The 23253-nt window shown below is 58.5% G+C and carries 16 protein-coding genes; 3 read left to right on the forward strand and 13 right to left on the reverse strand.

Features of this window, described 5'->3' with window-relative positions; translation table 11 throughout:
- Positions 1 to 101 precede the first annotated feature (101 nt).
- From eprS to AC3WK5_RS02965, 8 genes are all read right to left on the reverse strand, one after another.
- Entirely contained in the window at positions 102 to 3068 is a 2967-nt protein-coding gene (eprS, locus tag AC3WK5_RS02930) for an autotransporter serine peptidase EprS (RefSeq protein ID WP_103314564.1), read from the reverse strand.
- A 69-nt stretch (positions 3069 to 3137) separates the two neighbouring features.
- A complete protein-coding gene (locus tag AC3WK5_RS02935; protein ID WP_103314563.1) occupies positions 3138 to 4502 on the reverse strand; it encodes a TolC family outer membrane protein in 1365 nt (454 codons plus the stop codon).
- Positions 4503 to 4504: 2 nt separating this feature from the next.
- Positions 4505 to 5821: an HlyD family type I secretion periplasmic adaptor subunit gene (locus AC3WK5_RS02940; RefSeq protein ID WP_103314701.1), complete on the reverse strand. Its 1317-nt coding sequence runs from the start codon at positions 5819 to 5821 to the stop codon at positions 4505 to 4507.
- A gap of 14 nt (positions 5822 to 5835) precedes the next feature.
- Entirely contained in the window at positions 5836 to 7629 is a 1794-nt protein-coding gene (locus AC3WK5_RS02945; protein WP_103314562.1) for a type I secretion system permease/ATPase, read from the reverse strand.
- A gap of 215 nt (positions 7630 to 7844) precedes the next feature.
- Positions 7845 to 8231, reverse strand: a complete 387-nt coding sequence (locus AC3WK5_RS02950; RefSeq protein ID WP_103314561.1) for an AprI/Inh family metalloprotease inhibitor — start codon at positions 8229 to 8231, stop codon at positions 7845 to 7847.
- A gap of 103 nt (positions 8232 to 8334) precedes the next feature.
- Positions 8335 to 9759, reverse strand: a complete 1425-nt coding sequence (locus AC3WK5_RS02955) for a serralysin family metalloprotease (RefSeq protein ID WP_103314560.1) — start codon at positions 9757 to 9759, stop codon at positions 8335 to 8337.
- 732 nt (positions 9760 to 10491) lie between these two features.
- Positions 10492 to 10950, reverse strand: coding sequence for an REP-associated tyrosine transposase (locus AC3WK5_RS02960; protein ID WP_103314559.1), 459 nt, complete (start codon positions 10948 to 10950; stop codon positions 10492 to 10494).
- A 55-nt stretch (positions 10951 to 11005) separates the two neighbouring features.
- Entirely contained in the window at positions 11006 to 11197 is a 192-nt protein-coding gene (locus tag AC3WK5_RS02965) for a hypothetical protein (protein ID WP_103314558.1), read from the reverse strand.
- 198 nt (positions 11198 to 11395) lie between these two features.
- Between AC3WK5_RS02965 and AC3WK5_RS02970 the strand changes: the two genes are divergently transcribed.
- Positions 11396 to 11668, forward strand: coding sequence for a DUF1652 domain-containing protein (locus AC3WK5_RS02970; protein WP_054597310.1), 273 nt, complete (start codon positions 11396 to 11398; stop codon positions 11666 to 11668).
- 82 nt (positions 11669 to 11750) lie between these two features.
- Here AC3WK5_RS02970 and AC3WK5_RS02975 read toward each other — a convergent pair whose 3' ends face one another.
- Complete coding sequence (locus AC3WK5_RS02975) at positions 11751 to 14225, reverse strand: UvrD-helicase domain-containing protein (RefSeq protein WP_103314557.1); 2475 nt, start codon at positions 14223 to 14225, stop codon at positions 11751 to 11753.
- A gap of 276 nt (positions 14226 to 14501) precedes the next feature.
- Between AC3WK5_RS02975 and AC3WK5_RS02980 the strand changes: the two genes are divergently transcribed.
- Positions 14502 to 15197 carry a pirin family protein gene (locus AC3WK5_RS02980; RefSeq protein ID WP_054597308.1) on the forward strand — a complete coding sequence of 232 codons (696 nt, stop codon included), beginning with the start codon at positions 14502 to 14504 and terminating at the stop codon, positions 15195 to 15197.
- A gap of 357 nt (positions 15198 to 15554) precedes the next feature.
- Here the strand turns inward: AC3WK5_RS02980 and pgm are convergent, their stop codons facing one another.
- From pgm to AC3WK5_RS03000, 4 genes are all read right to left on the reverse strand, one after another.
- The gene (pgm, locus tag AC3WK5_RS02985) at positions 15555 to 17201 is read right to left on the reverse strand and encodes a phosphoglucomutase (alpha-D-glucose-1,6-bisphosphate-dependent) (protein WP_054597307.1); all 1647 of its coding nucleotides are present in this window, start codon (positions 17199 to 17201) and stop codon (positions 15555 to 15557) included.
- Between the two features lie 125 nt (positions 17202 to 17326).
- Positions 17327 to 18727 carry an aminotransferase-like domain-containing protein gene (locus tag AC3WK5_RS02990; protein ID WP_103314699.1) on the reverse strand — a complete coding sequence of 467 codons (1401 nt, stop codon included), beginning with the start codon at positions 18725 to 18727 and terminating at the stop codon, positions 17327 to 17329.
- A 55-nt stretch (positions 18728 to 18782) separates the two neighbouring features.
- Positions 18783 to 20258: a hypothetical protein gene (locus AC3WK5_RS02995; protein WP_103314556.1), complete on the reverse strand. Its 1476-nt coding sequence runs from the start codon at positions 20256 to 20258 to the stop codon at positions 18783 to 18785.
- 598 nt (positions 20259 to 20856) lie between these two features.
- Entirely contained in the window at positions 20857 to 21879 is a 1023-nt protein-coding gene (locus AC3WK5_RS03000; RefSeq protein WP_054597238.1) for a zinc-dependent alcohol dehydrogenase family protein, read from the reverse strand.
- 267 nt (positions 21880 to 22146) lie between these two features.
- On the opposite strand from AC3WK5_RS03000, the gene AC3WK5_RS03005 reads away from it, so the two are divergent.
- Positions 22147 to 23061, forward strand: a complete 915-nt coding sequence (locus tag AC3WK5_RS03005; protein WP_019690206.1) for a LysR family transcriptional regulator — start codon at positions 22147 to 22149, stop codon at positions 23059 to 23061.
- Positions 23062 to 23253 lie beyond the last annotated feature (192 nt).

Below are 23253 nucleotides of genomic sequence, written 5' to 3' on the forward strand. Positions count from 1 at the left end.
CATGCCCCGCGGTGCATCAGGCTCACCGAGCCGTCCGCATCGGCGAGCGCTTCGCACTCGAACGCCGGCTGCGCCAGCTGCTACAAAAGCTGTGGTGTTCTTTAGAACTGCCAATTCAGGCTCAGGCCTACTCCGTGGCTGTTTTCGCCGCTGGTCAGACGGCCGTTGTAATCAAGGTTCAAACGGACGTCTTTGGCCAATGCCAGCCCTGCCTGAACCCCGATCAGCGCCGCGTCGCGGGCCAGTGGTGCGCTTTCGACGGCGAACGTCGGGCCGCCACTGGTAAAGGCCAGATGGTCTTCCGACCGGGTAGCGCTCAGGTTGTGCTGCCAGCCGAGGGTGCCGGCCAGGTCGAGTTGTTGCTGACTGGAAAGGTTGATGGTTTTCAGCGCCCGCACGCCCAACGTGCCGAGCACCGCATCACGCGTGTCGCGACCACTTTTCAACGCTGCGGCATCACCTTTTTCAGTGAAGCCGTCAGTGTCCAGGTGCACATAGGCGAGGTTGGCGAACGGCTCCAGTGCCACGGGCTGCCGGTCCATCCGGTAGGCAGCTTCGGTGAACACTTGCGTGGTGTTGGCATCGACCTTGGCTTTCTGCCTGGCGCTGACTTCGCCGTAGTGCAGGTCGCGCTTGATGTCTGCCCGGTGCCAGCTGTAAGACCCGCCAAGACTCAGACGCCACGCGCCCAGTTCGCGTCCGACGTAAGCGCCCAGGTGGTAGCTGTCGACCTGCGCCCGCGAATGGGTGCCGCTGTCCAGGTTCAGCGAGCTGTCGCTATAGCCAGTGACGAATCCCAGACGAGTGTCTTCGTCGAGCAAGCCGTCGACCCCAGCCAGCAAGCCGCCAATCGAGGTGGTCGAACCCGTTGTGTCATTGCGCGTATCGGTCTTGCCCCAGGCGCCCAGCGCCTTGACCCAACCGCTACCACCCGTTGCCGGATCGGCCTGCAAACGCTCGGTCACCACATCACGCAGGTAACGGCTGTCGTTGATCAGCAAGGTGTCGAGCGCCGGATAGATTTCCCCGGACAACTGCTGGAACGCCTGTTGCGCAGACGTTGCCGACGGCGAGAGCAAGAGGCTTTCGTAAACCGGATTGCCGGTGCCCAATTGCTCGGCGGCAGCGGCCACGGAACGTTGGTTCGGGGTTTGCCCGACACTCGCAAACGAAGTGCCGTTGCGTTGAATCGCCAGCTCCACGCCCGTCGCCGAGTAGTCGAGACTGCCGCCGATGAACAGGTAGTTCGGCACTACCGCACCGAATTGCCCCTGAATACCGCCCGCCGCTTGCAGGATGTTGTACTGGTGACCCAGCAGGCTTTCGACCTGGCTGGCACTTAACAGTGTCGGGCTGTTTTCCAGCGCAAGGCTGACGGTGGCACCAGTAACGGTCGCCGTGCCGCTGGCAACTATGCGGTCGCTGCGGGTCGGCGACAGCTCCACCGCATAGGTCGAACCGGGGGCCAGCGTCACATCACCGCTGACCTGCAAGGTGCCGATCGAATTGCCCGGCGCGACGGTTGCGCCGCGGTTGACGATCAATCCACCGACTCGCCCGGAACCACCCAGGGTGCCGCTGTCATTGACCGTCACCGCCGAGCTCAGCGAACCGTTGACCGTCAACAGGCCGCCATTTACCGTGGTCGTACCGCGATAGCTGTTGTTCCCGGCCAGTATCAACTGGCCCGCACCGGATTTGATCAGGCTGCCTTCATACAGTCGTGTCGCGGCAGCCGCATCCCTCGCCGTACCCACCGCGTAATCGGTCTGGTCCTGCTGACTGGCGTTGGCCGCAATGCCGTTTTCCCAACCTTTGTCTTTCAAGGTCTGTTGCCAGGCGCCGTGTTCGGCGGCATCTTCGCTCTGACGCTGGATCAGTGCTTTGTCCGAGATGTCATTGCTCCACACATCACGCTGACCGGCGGCAAGATTGGCGTCGAATGGACCGAGCAATTGCCCCGGCCCTCTCATCGCCCGCGCAAGGTCGGGCACGCCCCAACCGACCCGAGCGGTCGGCGCGTCGGTGATCGAACCGTCAAGCTGGGTCGCGGTGGTCAGCAACACCTGCAAGGCTTGCTGGTTGTTCATGTACGGATAGCGTTCCATCACCAGCGCCAAGGCCCCGGTTGCATGGGGTGCCGCCATCGACGTGCCGTTGTAACTGGCATAACCGCCACCGACGATGGTGCTGTAGATCTGCGCCCCCGGCGTGCTGATGCACCAGTACTTGGCGATCCCGCACTGGTTGTATTTTTGCTGGTTGTTTTTATCCAGCCCCGAGACCGCCAGCCAGTGGCCTTCCAGGTCCGGCTCGAAGTACGGCAGGCTCGCACGCACGCTGGCGTTGGCGTACCCGCTGTTGCCGGCGCTGAACACGTTGATCACGCCACGCCGCGAGACATCGGCGGCCGCATCGATCCAGGTGTTGCGGTTCCAGTGCTGGGCATAGGCGGCGTGCAGACTGTCGATCGTCTTGTAGTCGACGTCCTTGGGCTGGCTGCCCCAGCTGTTGTTGATCACCCGTACGCCGGCATCGGCCAAGGCGTCATAGGCCGCCTTGAAATACTTCGGATCGGGGCCGGGGCCAAACAGGAAGCTGTCGTTCTGATTGGTGTTGGCGACGTACACATCCGCGTTGAACGCCACGCCGTGCATGCCGACACCGTCGCGCGCGGCGCCCATGGTGCCGGTGACATGGGTGCCGTGGGAGTCGTTGTTGGCGTTGTGAATGCCGCTGACACTGAACGGTGTGCCGTTGAGGTCGTTGCCGGTGGCCGTGACCGCATGAAAGCGTGCGGCTTCGGGATGGTTCGGATCAAAACCCGAGTCCAGCGCGCCGATCTTCACCCCTTTACCGGTGAATCCTGCGGCGTAGGCTTCATTCGCCTTGAGGCGATCCAGTCCCCAGTCGCTCTGGTACTCAGCGGTGCGCCAACTGGCGGGATCCCCCACTTGCCCCGGATCGAGATAAGCCGCATGAACTGCTGCAGGCAGTGCGGCAACGAGCAACAACAATGAGCCGGTGGTGATCGGCTGGGCACGATTACGACGTACGTCCGTGTTCATAAATACTCGCTTTCCTGGCGTTATTAGACTTGTAGTCCCCTACCCCGGGGCGGTGCAGCGGTGTGGCGTTTATCGGGTGGTCTTACGCGGGCCAAAGGCTTCATCGACCTTGGCCAGGTCCTCCTCGCGCAAGTTGCCGGCGTAGTAATGCAACTTGGTCCAGGCCATTAAATAGTCATAACGGGCCTGGGCCAGGTCGCGGCGTGTGGTGTAGAGCTGCTGTTCGGCGTTCAGTGCATCAAGGTTGACCCGCTCGCCACCGAGGATGCTTTGCTTGGTCGAGACCACCAGCGCTTCGGCCGAGGTCAGGGCCTTTTGATAGGCGCGCAACTTGCTGACCCCCGATAGGCAGGCGCTGAACTGGCGACGCAGCTCGATCAGGGTTTCGCGGGTTTTCGAGTCCAGGTCGTATTCGGCCTGCTCCATCGAGCGACTGGCCTGACGCGTCGACGCCGACACCCCGCCGCCGGCATACAACGGCACGCTGATCTCTATACCGATGGTGTTGGTGTCGTAACGCTGGTTGTAGGTGTTGCCGCTTTCCGACTCGTTCTTGCGTGCCGTCGCGTAGGCGTTGACCCTGGGCAGGTGCCCGGCGCGATTGCGCTCCACTTCGAACCGCGCCACTTCCACCGCCTGACGCTGGGAAGCGAGGTTCGGGTTGTTGCTCAGTGCGAGCTCATGCCAGCTGTCGAAATTGGCCGGTTGCAAGGAGAACGACTCAAAGGACTCGCTCAACGGCTCGAGGTCCTTGATATCGATATCCCGCGTACCGATCAGCGCGCCCAGCTCACGCAAGGAAGCGTCTTGCTCGTCGCGGGCCTCGATTTCTTCGGCGGTGGCCAGTTCGTAACGCGATTCCGCTTCGAGAATATCGGTGCGGGTGCCCTCGCCCTGACGGAACATCTGTTCGTTCTGCTGGAACTGTTGCTCGAAGGCTTTTTTCTTCGCTTGCGCGATATCGATCTGATCCTGGGCAAACAGCGCCTGGGTGTAATAGGTCAGCACCCGGACCAGCAGTTCCTGGCTTTTGCCGCGAAAGTTCTCATCGGCAAACAGCGATTGCGCCACGCCCTTGCGATAGGCCGCGTATGCCTCGTAGTCGAACAACGGCTGTTGCAAGGTGAACGTCGAGCCGTAGCTGTTGTAATTGCGGTCTTCGGTCTGGTTGCGACGGCGTTCGTCCAGGGACGTGGCCTTGGAGTTGTTGCGGCCCTTGTTGTAGTTGTACGAGAGTTTTGGCAGTAGGCCCGCGCGACCAATTGTGCGGTTTTCCAGGCCGGCGTCGCGTTCCTTGATCGCGCCGAGGAAGATCGGATCATTGCGCAGCGCCTGTTCGTAAACTTCAAAGGGCCCCATGGCGTAAACGTTGGTGCAGACCAGCAATGCAATAGCGGTCCCGAGAATGGAATGCTTGCTCATACGACGGAACATCCTTATTCCTCGGTCAATGCGGAGCCTGCCCGGTCGAGCAGAGGTTTGAACAGATAGTTGAGGAGTGAGCGTTCGCCGGTGCGCACGAACATCTCGGCCGGCATGCCCGGCTTGATCACCAGACCGTTGAGTTTCTCCATGGCGACATCGCTGACGCTGCTGCGCAGCACGTAGTACGGCACGCCGGTTTTCTCGTCGACCATCTGGTCGGCGGAAATCAGGCTGACTTCGCCCGGCACACGTGGGGTCTTGCTCTGGTTGAAGGCAGTGAACAGGATGTCCACCGGCAAGTGGCTACCGACCTTGTCGATCAGGTTCACCGGCAAATGACCCTCGACCTCCAGACGCGTGCCTTGGGGCACGATTTCCAGCAAGGTTTCGCCCGGACGAATCACTGCGCCTTCGGTGTGCACGCCGAGGTTGACGGCGATGCCGTCGGCCGGCGCGACGATTTCACTCTGTTGCAGATTAAAGCCGGCCGAGGTCAGTTGCTGCTCAAGGGTCAGGCTCTTGAGCTGCGCGTCCGCCAACTGGCTGCGTACCTCTTTCTGGTATTCCTCGCTGTGCTGTTGCAGCTTCAAGCGTGTTTCAAGAATGCCCTGCTCCACTCGCCCGCTTTCGCCGCTGTTCTGCGCCAGCTGCTGTTGCACCTGCGAGAGCTGACGCTGGAATTCCATCAGCCGGTTGCGCGGGATGTAACCGTTGTCCGCCAAGGGTTGCAGGTTGGTCAGTTGCTGGCGCAGGGATTCAGCCTGCGCGGTCAGGTCGGTGCGCGCCCGGCGCATCCCGGCCAATTGTGCGTTGGCACCTTCGATGTTGGCGCGCATCCCTGCCTGCTCACGATCAAACGCTTCGCGGCGGCTGCTGAACAGTTGCCTCTGACCTTCCAGCACCAACGCCAGACGCGGGTCGGGGTCGTTGCTCAGCTCGGCGGGGAAATTCACCTGCTTGAGGTTGTCACGCTCGCTCTGCCAACGGGCCAGGCTGGCCCAGGCCATGCGGTACTGGGCTTGCAAGGATTGCACATCGGCTTCGACCTGAGTCTGGTCGAGGCGAAACAACGGCTGGCCTTGCTTCACCGCCTCGCCTTCACGCACCAGAATCCGGCTGAGCACCCCGCCACTCATCGATTGCACGGCCTTGCGTTTGCCGGACACCACCACCGTGCCCTGCACCGGAATGCCCTGATCGAGGGGCGCCAGGCTGGCCCAGAGAAAAAAGCTGCCGGCGCCGACCACGGCGAGCATCCAGCCCAGGCGGGCAAAATAACCGGCGCCGCGTTCAGGGCGCTCCGGTGCGTAACCTTGTTCGATTGTCATGCCGCTGTCCTTGCTCATACACCGCTGCTCTTTGTCGAGGCCTGATACTGGCGGCTCATGCTGAGCCCGGCCGGTGCTGCGACGGTTTTTTCCCGTGGCTGTTCCTGTTGTGCGCCAGACTGTTGTGCGCCAGACAGCGCCTTGAGCACTTCCTGACTCGGTCCAAAGGCTTGCAGGCGGCCTTCGTTGAGCACCAGTAACTTGTCGGCCTGGGCCAGCGCCGAGGAACGGTGGGTCACAAGAATCACGCTGGTGCCCTGGGCTTTCATCTGCGCGATGGCGCTGGCCAATGCAGCCTCGCCAACGGTGTCGAGGTTCGAATTCGGCTCATCGAGCACCACCAGGCTTGGCTTGCCATACAGCGCTCGGGCCAGGGCCACGCGCTGTTTCTGGCCGCCGGACAAACCGCTGCCATCCTCGCCCAGCACGGTGTCGTAACCCTGTGGCAGGCGCAGGATCATCTCGTGCACACCGGCCTGCTGCGCGGCCTCGACCACCTTCTGCGGGTCGGCTTCGCGAAAGCGCGCGATGTTTTCGGCGACGCTGCCACTGAACAGTTCGATGTCCTGTGGCAGATAGCCGATGTAGGGACCGAGGTCGTCGCGGTTCCAGCGATGGATGTCCGCACCGTCCAGCCGCACAGTGCCGGCCAGGGTTGGCCAGACACCTACCAGCACCCGCGCCAGGGTCGACTTGCCGGAGCCGGAAGCACCGAGCACACCCAGCACCTCGCCGGCCCCAAGGTTGAAATTCACCATGTGCAAGGTCGCCGCGCGCTTGCCCGGTGGGCCGGCGCTGACCTGTTCGAAGGTCACCTGGCCCTTGGGCGCGGGCAACTCCATGGCGTCTTCATTTGGAGGGAACTCTTGCAGCAAAGCGTCCAGCCGTCGGTAGGCCAGCTTCGCCCCGCTCCATTGCTTCCAGACAGCAATCAACTGATCAATCGGGCTCAGCACCCGGCCCATCAGGATGGAACCGGCGATCATCATCCCGGCGGTCATCTCACCCTTGATCACCAGCAAGGCGCCCAGCCCCAGCACCAGTGATTGCAGGCACAGACGCAGGGTCTTGCTCAAGGAGCTGATGACCGCACCGGTATCGCTGGCCTGGTTCTGCAAGCCGAGAAAACGTGAATGCACCTGGAACCAGCGTTTGCGCAACGCTCCAAGCATGCCCATCGCCTGGATGGTCTCGGCGTTGTGCAGGTGACTGGTGGCCAGTTGCGTGGACCGTTGCGAGTAACCGCCAGCTTCACCCAAGGGCTTTTTGGTGATCGCTTCATTGAGGAATGCCAGACTGATCAACAGCACCGCGCCGACGGTAGCGAATACCCCAAGCCAGACGTTGAACAGATAAATCACGAACAGGTAGACCGGAAACCACGGTGCATCGAAGAACGCGAACAGCGCAGGTCCCGTGACGAACTGGCGAATGTGGGTCAGATCGCCCAACGATTGGCCGGCGTTGCCCTCGCCCTTGAACAGGTTGCGCTCGAATGCGGCCTGATAGACCCGCAGATTGAAACGTCGCTCCAGTTGGCTGCCGATGCGAATCACGATGAAGCTGCGCACGGTCTCCAGCAAACCGATAAACGCGAAAAAGCCCACCACCATCAGCGACAGCATGGCCAGGGTAGTTTCATTCTGCGAGGAGAGTACCCGGTCATAAACCTGGAGCATGTAAATCGACGGCACTAACATCAGTACGTTGATCAATGCGGTGAAACAACCGACGCTGATCAAAATACTTTTATAGTCGCCCAGCGCCTTCAATAGCGGTGCAGTGGGAGTGGTCTTCGCCATTCTCATTGATCTTCCCTGAGCTGATAGCCCGCGCGGTAGTTCGACACGGTTCCAATAAACTGCCCCCACTCTGGCGGGGGCATGCTTTTAATAATGCAACTGACAAGCGAACGAACTCTATGTCATGACGATATAGAGTTCAGGTTATTTACCGGTCAGCAAAAAACTGTGAGGGAGTCGTTATTCCATGACTGGAAAAGACTCGACTTACCCTGGTGTTCTTAGTCTGGAGCGCGTTGCAGGACAATCTGCGGATCAGAGTGTTTGGTACTTTCGTAGCGCCCTTCCTGCTGTCGGCCAAGATGAATAATTCTTGAACCTTCTTTACCGGTCAGCGATATACCGTCGGGTTCCGGGAACCAACCGACAGGTGTTTCACTCAGCCAACCGGCGAGGCATTGAATATCGCCCGCCAATGTTTGATTTTGCACAAGTTCCAGTGAACAGGTGTTCTGCGGCTGTGCCGTCAGGTAAACCTGCCATTGCCCGGCCAGTTCTGACGGGTCCGCTAATCTCAGGCTGCTTGCCATGACTACATCTCCAGAAAACATCATCAGCGTGGCAATCAGCCACGCCATTGCCCTGTAGGTAAAGGCGTTATGGGTCATAAGGTGCTTCGTTCCAGGTTGTAGCCTATGCAGGCTCGCCTACTGCAGCGGCGCTGGCAAGGACAAAGGGCAGCGCAGATGCGCTGCCCCCATAGTCATCGACTCAGGCCACGATGTCCGTGGTAGCTGCCTGGCCAATGGTGGTGACCAGGAAATCAGCCACGCCATGCCCGGAGAAGTCGATGGCAAGGCTGCTGCCACCGGAGATCGAGCTCAATACCGCGTCGCCCGCTGCACCGGTGAACGAATTCACGAAGTGCAGGCCTGCGCCGTTGGTAATGGCACTCAGGTCGATTTTGTCCAGACCGCTGGTGAAATCGAGGATCTGATCGGCCGCCCCCGGCTTGGAGTCGGAGCTTGCTGCAAACACGAAGGTGTCGGAACCGCTGCCACCCCAGAGTTTGTCCGCGCCACCGGCACCGTAGATGATGTCGTTGCCGGCACCGCCCTTGAGCTCGTTGGCCACGCTGTTACCGATCAGCAGATCGTTACCCGAACCGCCGATGGCGTTCTCGATGATCACACCCTTGGCAATGGAAACGTTGCCTACCAGGCCACCAACGTCGGAGAACGAGGCCTCATTGAGGTTGATCTTCTGGTTTTGGGTAAAGCCGGAGAAATCCAGGGTGTCCTTGCCGCCCGCGTCCCACACCGAGAACACGACTTTGTCCGACGACGAGGTCGCGCTGTAGAAATCGCGGCCGGCGTTGGAGTTGAAGCCATAGGTGGTGTCACCGGTACGGGTGCTCATGTTGGCGCCGTAGAGCTTCTGCACCGCAGCGATATCGTCCATCAACGGACCGGACGAATAAGCCTCGACACCGCCCTTGCTGAAGTTCTGGTTGGTGTTGCTTTCACTCCAGTAACTCATGAGGCTGTAGCCGCGCGTGTCCTGGCCATAGACGGCGTCGTTGTAAGACGGAGTGCCTTCGCCGGCGTTGTAGTCGCCAGGGTGAGACAGACCGAGGGTGTGGCCGATTTCGTGAGTCAGGGTCTGACGACCGTAGTTGTTCACGCCCGGGGTCTTGTTGACGTTGTAGCCACTGCCGGTCAGGTACCACGACTGGCCGTCATAGCCAGGCTCGCTGCCAGGCAGGAAGGCAAACGCGGCCGCACCTTCCTGGCCGCCACTGTAGTTGCCGAAAGTCATGTGACCGTCACCGCCCTTGGCGGCTTCAGTGAAGGTGACATTGGCAACGTCGCCCCAGGATTGCATGGCGAGCACGGCCTGAGATTTCTGCAAGGCACTGAACTGACTGAAACCAGTAACACCCAGGCCGCTGAAATTCGACGTCGGGGCCGTCAGAAACGTGTAGGTGAGTTCGATCTTGCCGCTGCCGTTGAGATCGTGCCAAGCATAGCCATCTCGCAACAGTTGAGTCGCCGCTTGATCTACCGAGTAGGAGGGTTTGCCATTGACCGTAAGATTGCCGCCACGGTCATACTGATGGCTGAAACTATCGATCTGCGACCAGGCGCTACTTGTGGCGGCCAGTGAGTCAATAGCGTTCACTTTTACTTTCGACATAAACACACTTCCTTGTTTAGCAATGGAACAGTTTTTGTCAGACAGCGACAATCTCTGGCGAGATCGTCCTATCACTCGCCCAATGAAGGCGTAAGAAAGCTGACACATTTCGAAATCAAACGTCTACTACTTTTTTGACGTCAAATTGAACTGCTCCACAAAACTCCCGAAAACAATGACCGGCGGGTCGAAATAATCTTTGTAGTTCAATCCCCTTGATGGATTGTCGGACAATGATCTATTTAAATATTAAATAACAGTACAGTTGTATTTGATTGCTACGTCGCAGTTTTATGTGCCTCTAGGTGCACACAAAACATGCCGTAAATGCTCAAGTAAAAGTGCATCAACTGCGGGGTTTACGAAACATTCGAAAACCATACCCTGCGGTGCGTCAGATTCACCGAGTCGCCCGTATTGGCGAGCGCTTCGCCCGAACGCGGACCGACTCGAACGCCGGCTGCGCCAGCTGCTACAAAAGCTGCGGCGTACACAACCCTGTAGCAGCGGCCGCAGGCCGCGTTCGGCTGCGCAGCAGTCGTTAAAACCAGACGCTGCGGTGCGTCAGATTCACCGAGTCGCCCGCATTGGCGAGCGCTTCGCCCGAACGCGGACCGACTCGAACGCCGGCTGCGTCAGCTGCTACAAAAGCTGCGGTGCGCACATACCCCTGTAGCAGCGGCCGCAGGCCGCGTTCGGCTGCGCAGCAGTCGTAAACCAGGCGCCTCGGTATTAGAGCCAGCACGCATCCCATAACGGATAATCATGCGCCCGCTCAACCAACCCGGCACGAATCGGGTTTTGAATGACGTATCGTGCAAGGGTTTTCACGTCTTCACCCTTGCGAACAGCGCGATCGTGATACCCCTTCTGCCACAAACGCCCTTTACGCCCCAATGCCTGATTCACCGCCAAACTACTGCGCGACTTGATACGACACATCACTTGCGCCAACGTCTTTTCTCGCAGTTCAAGCACACAATGAAAATGATCTGGCATCACGACCCAGGTCAAGAAGTCTGCCCAGCCATCTTCCTGAACAAGCTTAAGTTGCTCCACGACCAACCGCCCCAAGCGCCAATCCGCAAAAACCGCACGGCGCTGATAGACGACTGTAGTCAGCAAATAAATCCGCCCAACCTCCGACACCCGTCCCTTGCGCAATCGCCCAGCCTTCGTTGAAACAGGCATTCCTTGCCCCTTCATCCATTCATAGGAGGCTCAGAACTTACAACGTTGACGACATTCAGGCTGGCGCAAAGCTCAACCGGATGTAACCCCTCAACTCCCCGTCCAAATCTTGTTCCCCAACCGTGTACGAACCCGGTCGATGTTCAGCGGGATGGACAAACAGCTTGTCGATCATTTCCGGGCTCGGATACACCTTGGTGCCGTAGACGTCATAGCTGAAACCGATGCCGGTTGACGCAACGAGCATCAGCGGCGCTCCGCCCGATGCCCTACAAAACATGATCCAGATCAATGACAGCGCTTCAATCGCCAAACGGCCTTAAAGATTTCACGGTCCTTTCACCAACGAGTGCTATTTTTAAAATTCAAACGGTTGGGCCAATGAGGGCCCATCCCTCCTAAACACGGGCTAACGGACGCGCTCGATGAACAAGGCGGGCAGCACATGAATAGAGTGTCGTTGAGCAAGGTTACGTTTCCAAACGCCTGCCAGCTGATGCGCTGGTATTTTCATCCCATGGGATTCGAGGCGAGCATGGATGCCCCGGACAGCATGATTGCCCGGTTGTTTGATCGTGCCAGTGGCGAGACCATGATCGCCATTGCCGGAATTCCCTGCGCTACCGTGATGAACGCCGCCGATGTCGAGCGAATAATCGAAGCGGTGGAGGATGAGCTTGAAGCCTTTGCTCCTCCTGCCCTGAAAAGTGCTTCTTGAACCACAGTCCTTTGGAATCAAAGCCCACGCAGCGTGGGCTTTTTCATGTTCGAAGGTATTCCAGGTTTCTGCACCTGCCAGTTCAGGCTGACTGCTTGCCAACGCGCTGATCGGCGAAGAAAGGCTTGCCCTGCGCGATCCTGTCGGATGCCTTGGGCATATTGATCGATTGATTGTCCTGGCCATCGACGTACCAATAGCAGTGCGTCACTGCCCGGGTGATGCCGACGTAAGCCAACCGCAGAATCTCGTCTTTCTGTGCACTGTCATAAGGCTCCGCGTCGCCGTCCTTGCCCAGCCCGGCCATGCGATAGACCTGATTCTTGTACGGTGAACTGGTCAGGTGCTGGCAATCGCCGAGCAGGAACACCGCGTCTGCCTGAAGCCCCTTGGCACTGTGATAGGTCAACTGCTTGAGCCGTCGAGCCTCGAATGGCAAGCTAGAATCAGCATTAACTACAGGTGAAATATGCTCTTCAATCAATGATTTATCGCTACTTCTTCGATACAACATCAAGATTGAATCACCGTTTCGATAGTGTTCTGTCAGACGCTTGGCCATGGCCGAATCATCCCGATCATGGACGTTGACCGGCAACAGTTCCCCCGGCTCACCACTGGCCTTGGCTTTTTTGCCGGGAATCGCCGGTGCGGCGCGCACGATATGCTCGGCAGCGTCGATGATGTGCTGATGGCTGCGGTAGTTTTCGCTGAGCATTACCCGCGTGGTAGCGGGTGACGGAAATTCCTTATTGAACTCCATGAAGTACTTCGGCGAACTGCCGCGCCAGCCATAGATCGACTGCCAGTCGTCGCCGACACACAGCAGCGACGAACGTTGCGCCCCGCGCCCGATGTGCATGGCCGGACCACGGCTGCGGATTTCCATCAGGGTTGCGCGAATCCAGGAGACGATTTGCGGGGAAACGTCCTGAAATTCATCGATCATCAAATGCGACATCGGTCGCAGCAACTCATCGCTCAGCAGCTTGAGATTTTCTGGCGAATGCTCACTGAACAAGGCGAACATCCGGTTGTAGGTCATCACCGGCGGCGACTGATCCAGCAGGTGATCCTCCAGGGCTCGCCAGTACAGGCTGAGCGCTTCAAAGAACAAACGGTCCGGATCGTCCTTGGCGAAACTCATCTGGCCCACGGCAGCCGGAACATCCAGCCCGAGGTTTTCGATAAAGCTGGCCGCCGCGACAAAACAATCGAGCAGTGGCGCGGAACCCAGTTCGCCCTTGACCTTGTAATCGAACCCCGGTCCGGCACTGGCATCCCCTGCCAGTGTGGCTAATACGCGCTTTGAAGATTCGTAGCTATCTAACCAAATCAAAGGCTTACGACAGAAAGCTTGAAACAGGGTGCGTTTGACTGCCCATTCGGCGCGAACCGTCAGTTTGGCGTTGGGACGGCTGACTTGCGGGTTTTCACGGGGGTCGAAGCCCAGTACGACCCAAGCGTCGAGGGTCGGGATGTAACCGTGACAATGGAAGGTCGAACCGTTGATCTCGAATGCCTGGCGGCTCGGCTCAATGCCCTTGATCGGCCAGGCGCCTGCACGGATCCATAGATCTTCGACGACATCGCAGAGTTCTTCATCGCGCTTGGCCGCCAACTCGGTCACCGCCATGCGCTTTTGCACATCCGGGTGATCGCGTTCCAGCTCCTTGAGCTGCAAGGCATGGCGGGACAGCGGCGTGATCAGTTCGCGAAAGCGCTCATTTTGAATAAACAGCTGGTGAAAACAGGCATTGAGCTGTTGGCGCTGAGTGTCGTTGATCCGCAGATCGAACGGGTTGCTGTCGACCTCTGCGTCATCGAACAGCGAACGGCCATTAAGGTTTTCGAAAGCCTGCAGCCGCTCGAATCCCGGCAGGCTACGGACCATCGGCAGAATGCGTGAGTGGAAGGTTCGCACCAGGTCGCGGGCGTCTTTCTGGGAGAGCGCTCGGCCCCACACGGCAAACAGCCCGATCAACTTGTTAATGAAGTCCTTGCGCGATTCCCGGGTGAAGGTCACCACAGTCAACGAATCGAGTTCAAACCCCAGGTAATGGGTCAGCAGTAAAATGCGCAGCGCCAGGGTTGTCGACTTACCGGCACCCGCCCCGGCAATCACCGAGGTCGAGGGGGTGTCGCTGAAGATCATCTTCCACTGGGCGGCGCTCGGCTGCGCCGACTCCGGCAACAAGCGGGCGACATCGGCCTTCATGCGTTTCTTGATCTCGGCACTCAGGGGCAGCCGCCAGTCGTCAAACAGGTTTTCATCAATGCGCGGCGCCGGGTGCTCGGTGGATCGGCTGTCGCGAATCAGCAGCACCTGACGGCCTTCTTCTATTCCGTCCAGCTTGCCTTCCTTGTAGCCGTAGTCGACGCCCGCGCTATGACCGCTGCGAAAGCCGTCAGCCTGGCCATGCAGCCAGGACGCCCGGTGCTGCGCGCGCAGGCGATTGAGGCCGTGGCCAAAGAAACGCGCGGCCAGGCGTTTGAGCAACGGCATCTCGGCCAGGGGCAAAAGCTCGGAAGGAAGATCGGGATTGTGACGCGGCACGCTGACTCCAGGGTGTGAGGCTGTTGCAGGCTATGGTGTCTTCATTTGCCGGCGAGTTCTAGTCAAATGCTTATCCATCATTGGTTTAAGCGATGAAGTGAATGCTGGAACGTAGAATATAGCCTTTAAATAATATCTAATAAACTGATTGGATTAAGGCATTTTTTACGCTTTTTATCGATTGTTAACTGATAGATGATGCTTGCCATCAACCACCGGTTCTCGTTTTGCGGCTCAAGCGTTCCGCCCCATGACGAACCTTTTCAGGAGACGATCATGCTTGAACTCAGACCCTTCAATTCCCTGGGCGGCGCCCACCATGGCTGGTTGGATGCCCATCATCACTTTTCGTTCGCCGAGTACCATGACCCCAAACGCATGAACTGGGGCAACCTGCGAGTATGGAACGACGATGTGATTGCGCCGGGCACCGGATTCCCGAAACACCCGCATCGGGACATGGAAATCATCACCTACGTTCGCGAAGGCGCGATTAGCCATGAAGACAACCTGGGTAACAAGGGCCGCACCGAGGCCGGTGATGTACAGGTCATGAGCGCCGGCACCGGGATTGCTCACAGCGAATACAATCTGGAATCGACGGCAACGAAGATTTTCCAGATCTGGATCATCCCGAATGAAACCGGACTGGCGCCGTCCTGGGGTGCCAAACCGTTTCCTCAAGGTCAGCGCGAAGGTTTCGTGACCCTGGCCAGCGGCAAGGCCGGCGACGATCAAAGCCTGCGGATCCGTGCTGATGCAAGGTTGGTGGCTGCGAACCTGAAGGCTGGCGAAACCGCCGAGTATCGACTGGACAACGGTCGCCGGGCGTACCTGGTGCCTGCCACTGGAGTCATTGAAGTCAATGGCTTGCGTGCACAAGCTCGAGACGGTGTAGCGGTTGCGCAGGAGCAGGTGCTGCGGGTGACCGCCATCGAGGACAGTGAAATCGTGTTGGTGGACTTGGCTTGATGCGCTGAAAGCCAGATGCAAAAAGGGGTGACCATTGAGGTCACCCCTTTTTTTCGGCTGTGTCTCGTCCTGAATAAGGTTTACACCTTCTGACCCATTCTCAGGAGGGAGTAATGAATACAGGAAAAAGGCGCAGTCAGCGTGACTACACGCGGACCTTTAAATTGTCTCGTCCTGAATAAGGTTTACACCTGTTTCAGGACGAGACACTGTAAATGTGGCGAGGGAGCTTGCTCCCGTTGGGTTGCGAAGCGACCCTAAAATTAGCCACCGCGAGTATTCAGATGGAATACGATTACCGGATTACGACCGCTTCGCGGCCGAGCGGGAGCAAGCTCCCTCGCCACAGGCTCTCTATTATTTCGTGCTGATTGCGCTGTCCACCAGTGTCTGGGCTTCGCTGACCAATTGCTTGAGGTGATCGTCGCCAATGAAGCTTTCGGCGTAGATCTTGTAGATGTCCTCGGTGCCCGAAGGACGGGCTGCGAACCAGCCATTTTCGGTCATGACTTTCAGCCCGCCGATCGCCTGGTCGTTACCCGGCGCCTTGCTGAGAATGCTCTGGATCGCTTCGCCAGCCAGTTGTGTCGATTTGACCTGATCTGGTGACAGCTTGCCGAGCAAGGCTTTTTGCTCGGGGTTGGCCTTGGCATCGACACGTACCGAGAACGGCTCACCCAGTTCATCGGTCAGTGCGCGATAAGCCTGGCTTGGATCGCGTCCTGTGCGAGCGGTCATTTCAGCCGCCAGCAAGGCTGGAATCAGGCCGTCCTTGTCGGTGCTCCAGACGCCGCCATCCTTACGCAAGAACGAGGCACCGGCACTTTCTTCGCCACCAAAACCCAGCGAGCCGTCGAACAGGCCATCGGCAAACCATTTGAAACCGACCGGCACTTCGTACAGGCGACGGTTCAGGCGCTTGGCAACGCGGTCGATCAAGCCACTGCTGACCACGGTTTTACCCACCGCCGCATCGGCGCGCCATTGCGGGCGGTTCTGGAACAGATAGTCGATGGACACGGCCAGGTAGTTGTTCGGCGCCAGCAAGCCGCCGGACGGGGTGACGATGCCATGACGGTCGTGGTCCGGGTCGCAGGCGAACGCCACGTCGAAACGCTCTTTCAGACCGATCAGGCCTTGCATGGCGTAGCTGGACGATGGGTCCATGCGAATCTGGCCATCCCAATCGACGGACATGAAACGGAACGTTGGGTCGACCTGGGTGTTCACCACCTCAAGGTTCAGGCGGTAATGCTCGGCAATCGCCGACCAGTAGCGCACCCCTGCTCCGCCCAGCGGATCCACGCCCAGGCGCAGGTTGGCGCCACGGATGGCGTCGAAGTCGATCACGTTGACCAGATCGGCGACGTAGGTATTGAGGTAGTCGTGACGATGGGTGGTGCTGGCCTTGAGTGCCTGCTCGTAGCTGATGCGTTTGACACCTGCAAGCTTGTTGGCCAGCAACTCGTTGGCCTTGGCCTCGATCCACTTGGTGATGTGGGTATCGGCCGGACCACCGTTGGTGGGGTTGTACTTGTAACCACCGCTTTGCGGTGGGTTGTGGGACGGCGTGATAACGATGCCGTCCGCCAGCCCCGACGTACGGCCGCGGTTGTAGCAAAGAATTGCGTGGGAAATAGCCGGCGTCGGCGTGTACTCGTCGCCTTCGGCAATCATCACGGTCACGCCATTGGCGGCGAGGACTTCCAGCGCACTGGCGCCGGCCGGCGTCGATAGCGCATGAGTGTCGATGCCGACAAACAGCGGACCGTCGATGCCCTGCGCTTCGCGATACAGGCAGATGGCCTGGCTGATGGCCAGAACGTGCCATTCGTTGAAACTCAGCTCGAACGAGCTGCCACGATGGCCTGAAGTACCAAACGCAACGCGCTGGGTTGAAACAGAGGCATCGGGCTGGCCGGTGTAATAGGCCGTTACCAGTCGCGGGATGTCGACCAACAACTCTACGGGTGCCGGTTTGCCCGCAAAAGGACTGAGTGTCATGCAAAACCTCTGAAAAAGAGTGGTTCAGGAATGGGGACGCAGTTTACTGGCAGTTTGACCAGAGAGCGACGATATCTATCCAGACAAAATCTATCCAGACATCAGCTGGGTATATTGACGCCCGGTCAATCCATGAGTTCAAGCCTCAACGCATCTGCCAGCATCGTCAATGCAGCCTCCAGGTCATGCTGCCCACTGAATGTGTGGCTGAGCCTGACGTTCTGCGAATACAACCCATGCAGGCTGAACAGTTCGCCGGGGGCAATCACCACCTGTTGCTTGAGCATGCGCTGGAAGACCCGCCGCACATCGACCGGCCGTAACGAACGCGCCCAGATGGTCGCCCCGCCCGCCGGCTCGACAAATTCCAGCGAGTCGCTCAAACGGTCCTGCAGCATTTGGATCATTCGGCTTTTACGCTCTTTCAACAGCCGGCGCAGTACTAGCAAATGCTGGTCGATACGGCCGCTGCTGTACAAGCGTGCGATGGCTTTCTGACGAATCGGCGACAGGCGAAACGCGCGCAGCAAAAAATGCCGCTGCAACTCCACGCTCAAATGCCGTGAAAGCAGATAACCGTAAGGCGCCTCAGGCCCCATGAGCTTTTCGAAGGTGGAAAACACGATCAGTCGATCAGGATCGAGCACATCGCGAAAACGACGTTCATGCGGCTCATGAGCGAGTTCGCCGTACACGTCGTTTTCCAGTACCCAACTGCCGTGTTGTTCCAACAGCTCGGCGGTGGATTGCCGGTTGTCCGACGGCATCAGGCTGCCGCGCGGCATGCTCACGCCCGACGACAGCACCACCAGGCGAACCGCCTCGGTCCGGAGCAAATGCTCGAGTAACTCAAGGTCAAGGCAGCCGTTGCTGTCTATCGGCAACTCGATCACCTGCACGCCAGCGGTCTGGAACAAGCGCAAAATGGCCCAGTCGCAGGGCGATTCGACCAGCACGGTCGCATCCTTGAGTTCGAGCACTGCGATCAGTATTTCCAGCACACCTCGCCAGTCGGCACCGATGTAAACATCATCGGCATGCCAGCAGCGTGCCGGTGAAGTGGTGTAGCGTGCCGCCAGCGCAGTACGTAATTCCAGCTCGCCACACGGCTGTGAGTGAAGCTGCGGCTGGCGCGGATATTGGCGTACCAGTTCCCGCTCCAGCAGTAACAGCGGACTGTCCAGCGACTGCAAAAGCGCGGGCTCGTCGATACTCAGGACCAGCATTCCCGGGCGCCTTGCGCTGACATAGACCGTTTCAAGCAGGTCGTTGCCGCTGCTGAACGACGTATTCAAGGAAACCGGCAACGCGTAGTAGCCGGACTTTGCCACCGAATACACTCGCCCTTCTTTCTCCAGCAGCGAATAGGCGTACTGGATAGTTGAAATCGACACGTTCAACCGGTCTGCCAGTTGCCTCAACGAAGGCAGCTTGATCGGTGTTTCAGTCGCCATTTCATTAATCAGGCTGGTCAGGTATCGGTACACGGCCTGGTAGGCAAAATCGGTTTCCCTTTGCCCCTTCATGAACGCTGGCCAATCGCTGTGCAGGTAGTGTTTGAATCGGTCAAACCAGACTCCTTCAACGTCTCGCTGACCGTTCACTCAGCGCATCGTCCACCTGAAACTCTCCCGCGCCTTCGGCACTCAAGCCCGAATCACCCGCCTCGAGCCCGATCCCGGACACCGAGCGCATGCCGTAGAGCTTGCAGATCAGGCTGACCGACAAACCGCTGACGTCGTTCATCCATTGCATGACTTGCTCAGGAGCGGCATTGCCCTGCATCGCCTTGTGCAGTTCGGGCATCGCCACCAACATGCCGGGATGGCAGCGGCGCAAAAAGTGCTCAAGCCCGGCACCGGCATCGACAAAGGGGGCGAACAGCAGGCACAGCTGCTGTGTTTCATTGAGGCCCAGTGCTTGCTGAGCCTCGGCCGACGCCAGGGTCCGAAGCTCAGCCATCGCGCGTGGACTGCCGTAGACCTCCAGCACCTGCTCGCAAAGCCGCTCGGGCAGACGTCGTTTACGCATCTTCAACAACGCCCGTTGTATGTACTCGCTGAATCCGTTTTCGTAGGCCAGACCGCTCACGAAGCAGGCCTGCAAGCCCCGCAGATGGGCCGAGAGCAAAGGACTGGCGAATTCGTTTTCGCGCAGGTGAACGTCAATTTCATCCGGTTGCAGCCCGAGAAAATCGGTCAGTAATGGCCAGCGCTCCTCCATGTTGCCGGTCACCAGGTCCTGGATATCGATGTAGTCTGCGCCGCGTCGCGTCTCAAAGCTCTCGCGTGGCCGCCACTCGACCGTTTCATGGCCCGCATAAAGCTCGCGATAACAATCGCCGCCCAATTGTTCGAGCGTTGAGAACAATCCTTCATAACTGAAGGCCGGATGTGTGATTGTCGGCAGGCCGGCCTTTTGTGCCTCGCGCATCAGGCCGGTCAAAAACCGCTTTTGCTGACGCACGGCTTCACCGCTTATCAGCGTATCGACACCGCCCTCCCATCGGGCCATCTGCAAGTAGAACTCGCCTGTCGCCAGATAGCCGTCGTCACACGCTTCAAACACCCCGTGAGCCCCTCGCAGATGGCCGAGCATCAGCATGTTGGTGCGATTCAAATCGCGACCTGCCTCAGACATCGGCGTCAGATGGCTGAAGGGCAACACCTCGCGGTTATCGACCATCACCACCTCTACCCGAGGATCGTCATAGACAAACAGGGCGCCGTAGCTGCTATGAATATTCTCCATGATCATCGGCGTCGTCCCGCCCAGCCGTAGCGTGGCGACACGCAACTGGAAGGTCGCTGGCGCTCTGCCCGCGATACTCAACTGCGCGGCACGCAGGAATGCCAATGTGTAGCAACTGTCGCGCGTTCCCGAGTGCATCATCAGCACCTTGTAAGTACCGATTCTCTCCATTCCCCCGGCAGCCACCACCAGACGCTGGATCAACAACTGCAATGCCGTACGTTCCGCGCGAGAAAAGAAACTCAGCAACCGCTGCAAAACTTGCTGATAGACATAGTTCATCGCTTGATCATGAGTTGCGCTCATTGTCATTTACCTGATATTCAAAAAGTCGGCATCGCACAAACAATCATTTGCTTGCACGATCTGCGATCGGTGATGGCTGATTACGGCTTATCGTGAGTATCTGCTTTCAAATGCTAACACTTTGGTTGTGGTAACTATTTGAAACGATTGTTATAGAAATAGCATTCACGACCGAGTCAATCGCCCACAACCCCCGAGGCCAAGCGCTCCGACGGGCCGGATGGGCGGCCTAGGATTTTTCCGACAACGTCCCACAGACAATGAGCACGAGAAATAAGGAAACCAGAGCAAGGCAATACTTCCATAACTAACAAGCGAACCGCTTACTTGCCGCGCTTCAACGCGAAGCGCAGGCGAGCAATGGTCAGAATACATAGCACCCAAAGCAGTACCCATTAAAAAAACATGCCCAGCCATGACTCATTCCTTGAGATGAAATTAATCATTCAATTATCAGGGCTTATATGATGATTAGAAGATACAGATCAGGAGCAAAAACCAGTTCAGTTGCTGAACCGGCAGATGACAAAGGGGGATGAGAGGTTTACCCGTACAACAAAAATGCAAGAGTCCGTCAACACGGACTCTTGCGCAAGCGTCATGCAGGTTCTACTTGAAGCGCCACTCGTTCGTGACACGGACACTCATCCATGTAACGGTGCGCCTGGACAAACTCGCTAAACGGGAAGACCCGGGTCTTGAGTGGCAGCAGTACACGGTCAGCCGTCAACTGGTTGATATCGCGCAAGGCCCGTTGCAGTGCAACCTGGTCCTGAATGATCCCCAGTTCCGGTTTGCCGGTGAAGTTACCGATGCAATGCACGAAGAACTGAATGTTTTTCTGGAACGCTGCACAGGCCGGGAACGGAGTCTGGTTGCCGCCTTGCAGGCCATACAGCACCAGGCTGCCACGAGGCGCCAGCACGTCACCGAGCATCGACATCTGCGGACCACCGAGGCCGTCGAATACCACGTCGACACCGCGGTTGTCGGTGAGTTTGTTGATCTGCATGAGCAGATCCTGCTCTTCAGTGACGATCACCTTCTCGGCACCCAGAGATAACAGGTATTCGCGCTCGCTGGCCGTTTTGGTCGCGGCAATGACCCGTACACCCAAGGCCTTGCCCAGTTGCACGAAGGACGGGCCGGCACAATGGCTCGCATCGGTGACCAGGGCAAACTGGCCAGGCTTGACCCGTGCCAGATCGGCGTAGGCAAAGTAGGCAACCAGCAGCGGCGTGTAATGCACAGCGGCTTCGATCGGGCTGAGCACATCCGGATAGCGCGTCAGCGCCGAACGCGGCAGCACGATCTGCTCGCCGTAGACGGGATAGTCATTGGGACTTTCTGCCGGGAAGCTGGCGACCTTGTCACCCACGGCCAGATCATCGACACCTTCGCCGACGGCGGTGACCACGCCGGCCATTTCATGGCCAAGGCCCGATGGCAACCGGGCATGGGAAGACGCCAGGTTCTGGCGCCAGAGGATGTCATACCAACTGATGCCGATCGCTTCGACACGCACCTGCACTTCGCCCGGCGCTGGCAGAGCTGCCGCATGCTCTTCGCATTTGAGCACCTCGGCAGGACCAAACTTGTGAAAACGGATCGTGCGGGACATCGCAAACCTCGTCAAAGTAACCTCTAATGCCCTGAACTCTATCTGGGCTTTCTGACCAAGACCATCAGTGGCTATTAATAGTCGACATGCCTGTCATTGATTCCGCAGCCCCGGCAATACGTCAATCAACGTAGAAAACCGAACCAGCATTGTGGGAAAAATGAATTACTCGGTGCAGAGTAACAGCCTTTCCCCGTAAGATTCATGCCGGCCATTGTTCTCATATGGCCGCTCTCGTCAAGTTTGCTGACTCTGCCAGGACTCCAGATGAATCGTAATGACCTGCGTCGTGTCGACCTGAACCTGTTGATCGTGTTCGAAACCCTCATGCATGAACGCAGCGTGACCCGTGCGGCGGAAAAGCTGTTTCTCGGCCAGCCGGCCATCAGTGCGGCGTTATCGCGCCTGCGCAGCCTGTTCGACGACCCGCTGTTTGTGCGTACCGGTCGCAGCATGGAGCCTTCGGCCCGGGCGGTGGAAATCTTCGCCCTGCTCTCTCCGGCGCTCGATTCGATTTCGACCGCTGTCAGTCGCGCCGCTGAATTCGACCCGGCCACCAGCACCGCGGTGTTTCGCATCGGCCTCTCGGATGATGTCGAGTTCGCCCTGCTGCCGATGCTGTTGAAGCGCTTGCGTGCGGAGGCGCCCGGCATCGTGCTGGTGGTGCGACGCGTCAACTATCTATTGATGCCGAGCCTGTTGGCATCGGGCGAAATCTCGATTGGCGTCAGCTACACCACAGACTTGCCGGCCAACGCCAAGCGCAAAGTCCTACGACGCAGCATGCCGAAACTGCTGCGCGCCGACTCGGTCCCCGGCGCCTTGAGCCTGGACGACTTCTGCGCTCGCCCCCATGCGCTGGTGTCCTTCGCTGGCGACCTCAGCGGCTTCATCGATGAAGAACTGGAGAAACTCGGGCGCAAGCGTCATGTGGTGCTCGCGGTTCCGCAGTTCAATGGTTTGGGGACGCTGTTGGCCGGCACCGATATTCTCGCCACCGTGCCGGACTACACCGCCGATGCACTGACCGCCGCCGGTGGCGTACGCGCCGAAGACCCGCCGCTGCCGACGCGAACCTTCGAGTTGCACATGGCCTGGCGCGGCTCGCAGGACAACGATCCGGGTGAGCGCTGGCTAAGGTCGCGGATTCAGATGTTTTTTGGGGACCCTGATAGTTTGTAACAAACCCCCGCCAGGCTCAAAAAAACCTTTTATAAACATAAAGTTATAGGTTTTTTTCAGTCTAGGGCCGTCCGTCCAATCCCACTGGATTCCGGAGCGTATGGGGGCATAACTGGGGCAAGTCTCGCTGGTCTATCCGGGTCGCCCCATCAACCCGACGTCGATGCCTTCCCTCTCACTCACCTCTTAATT

The sequence above is a fragment of the Pseudomonas sp. FW306-02-D09B genome, assembly GCF_058782685.1.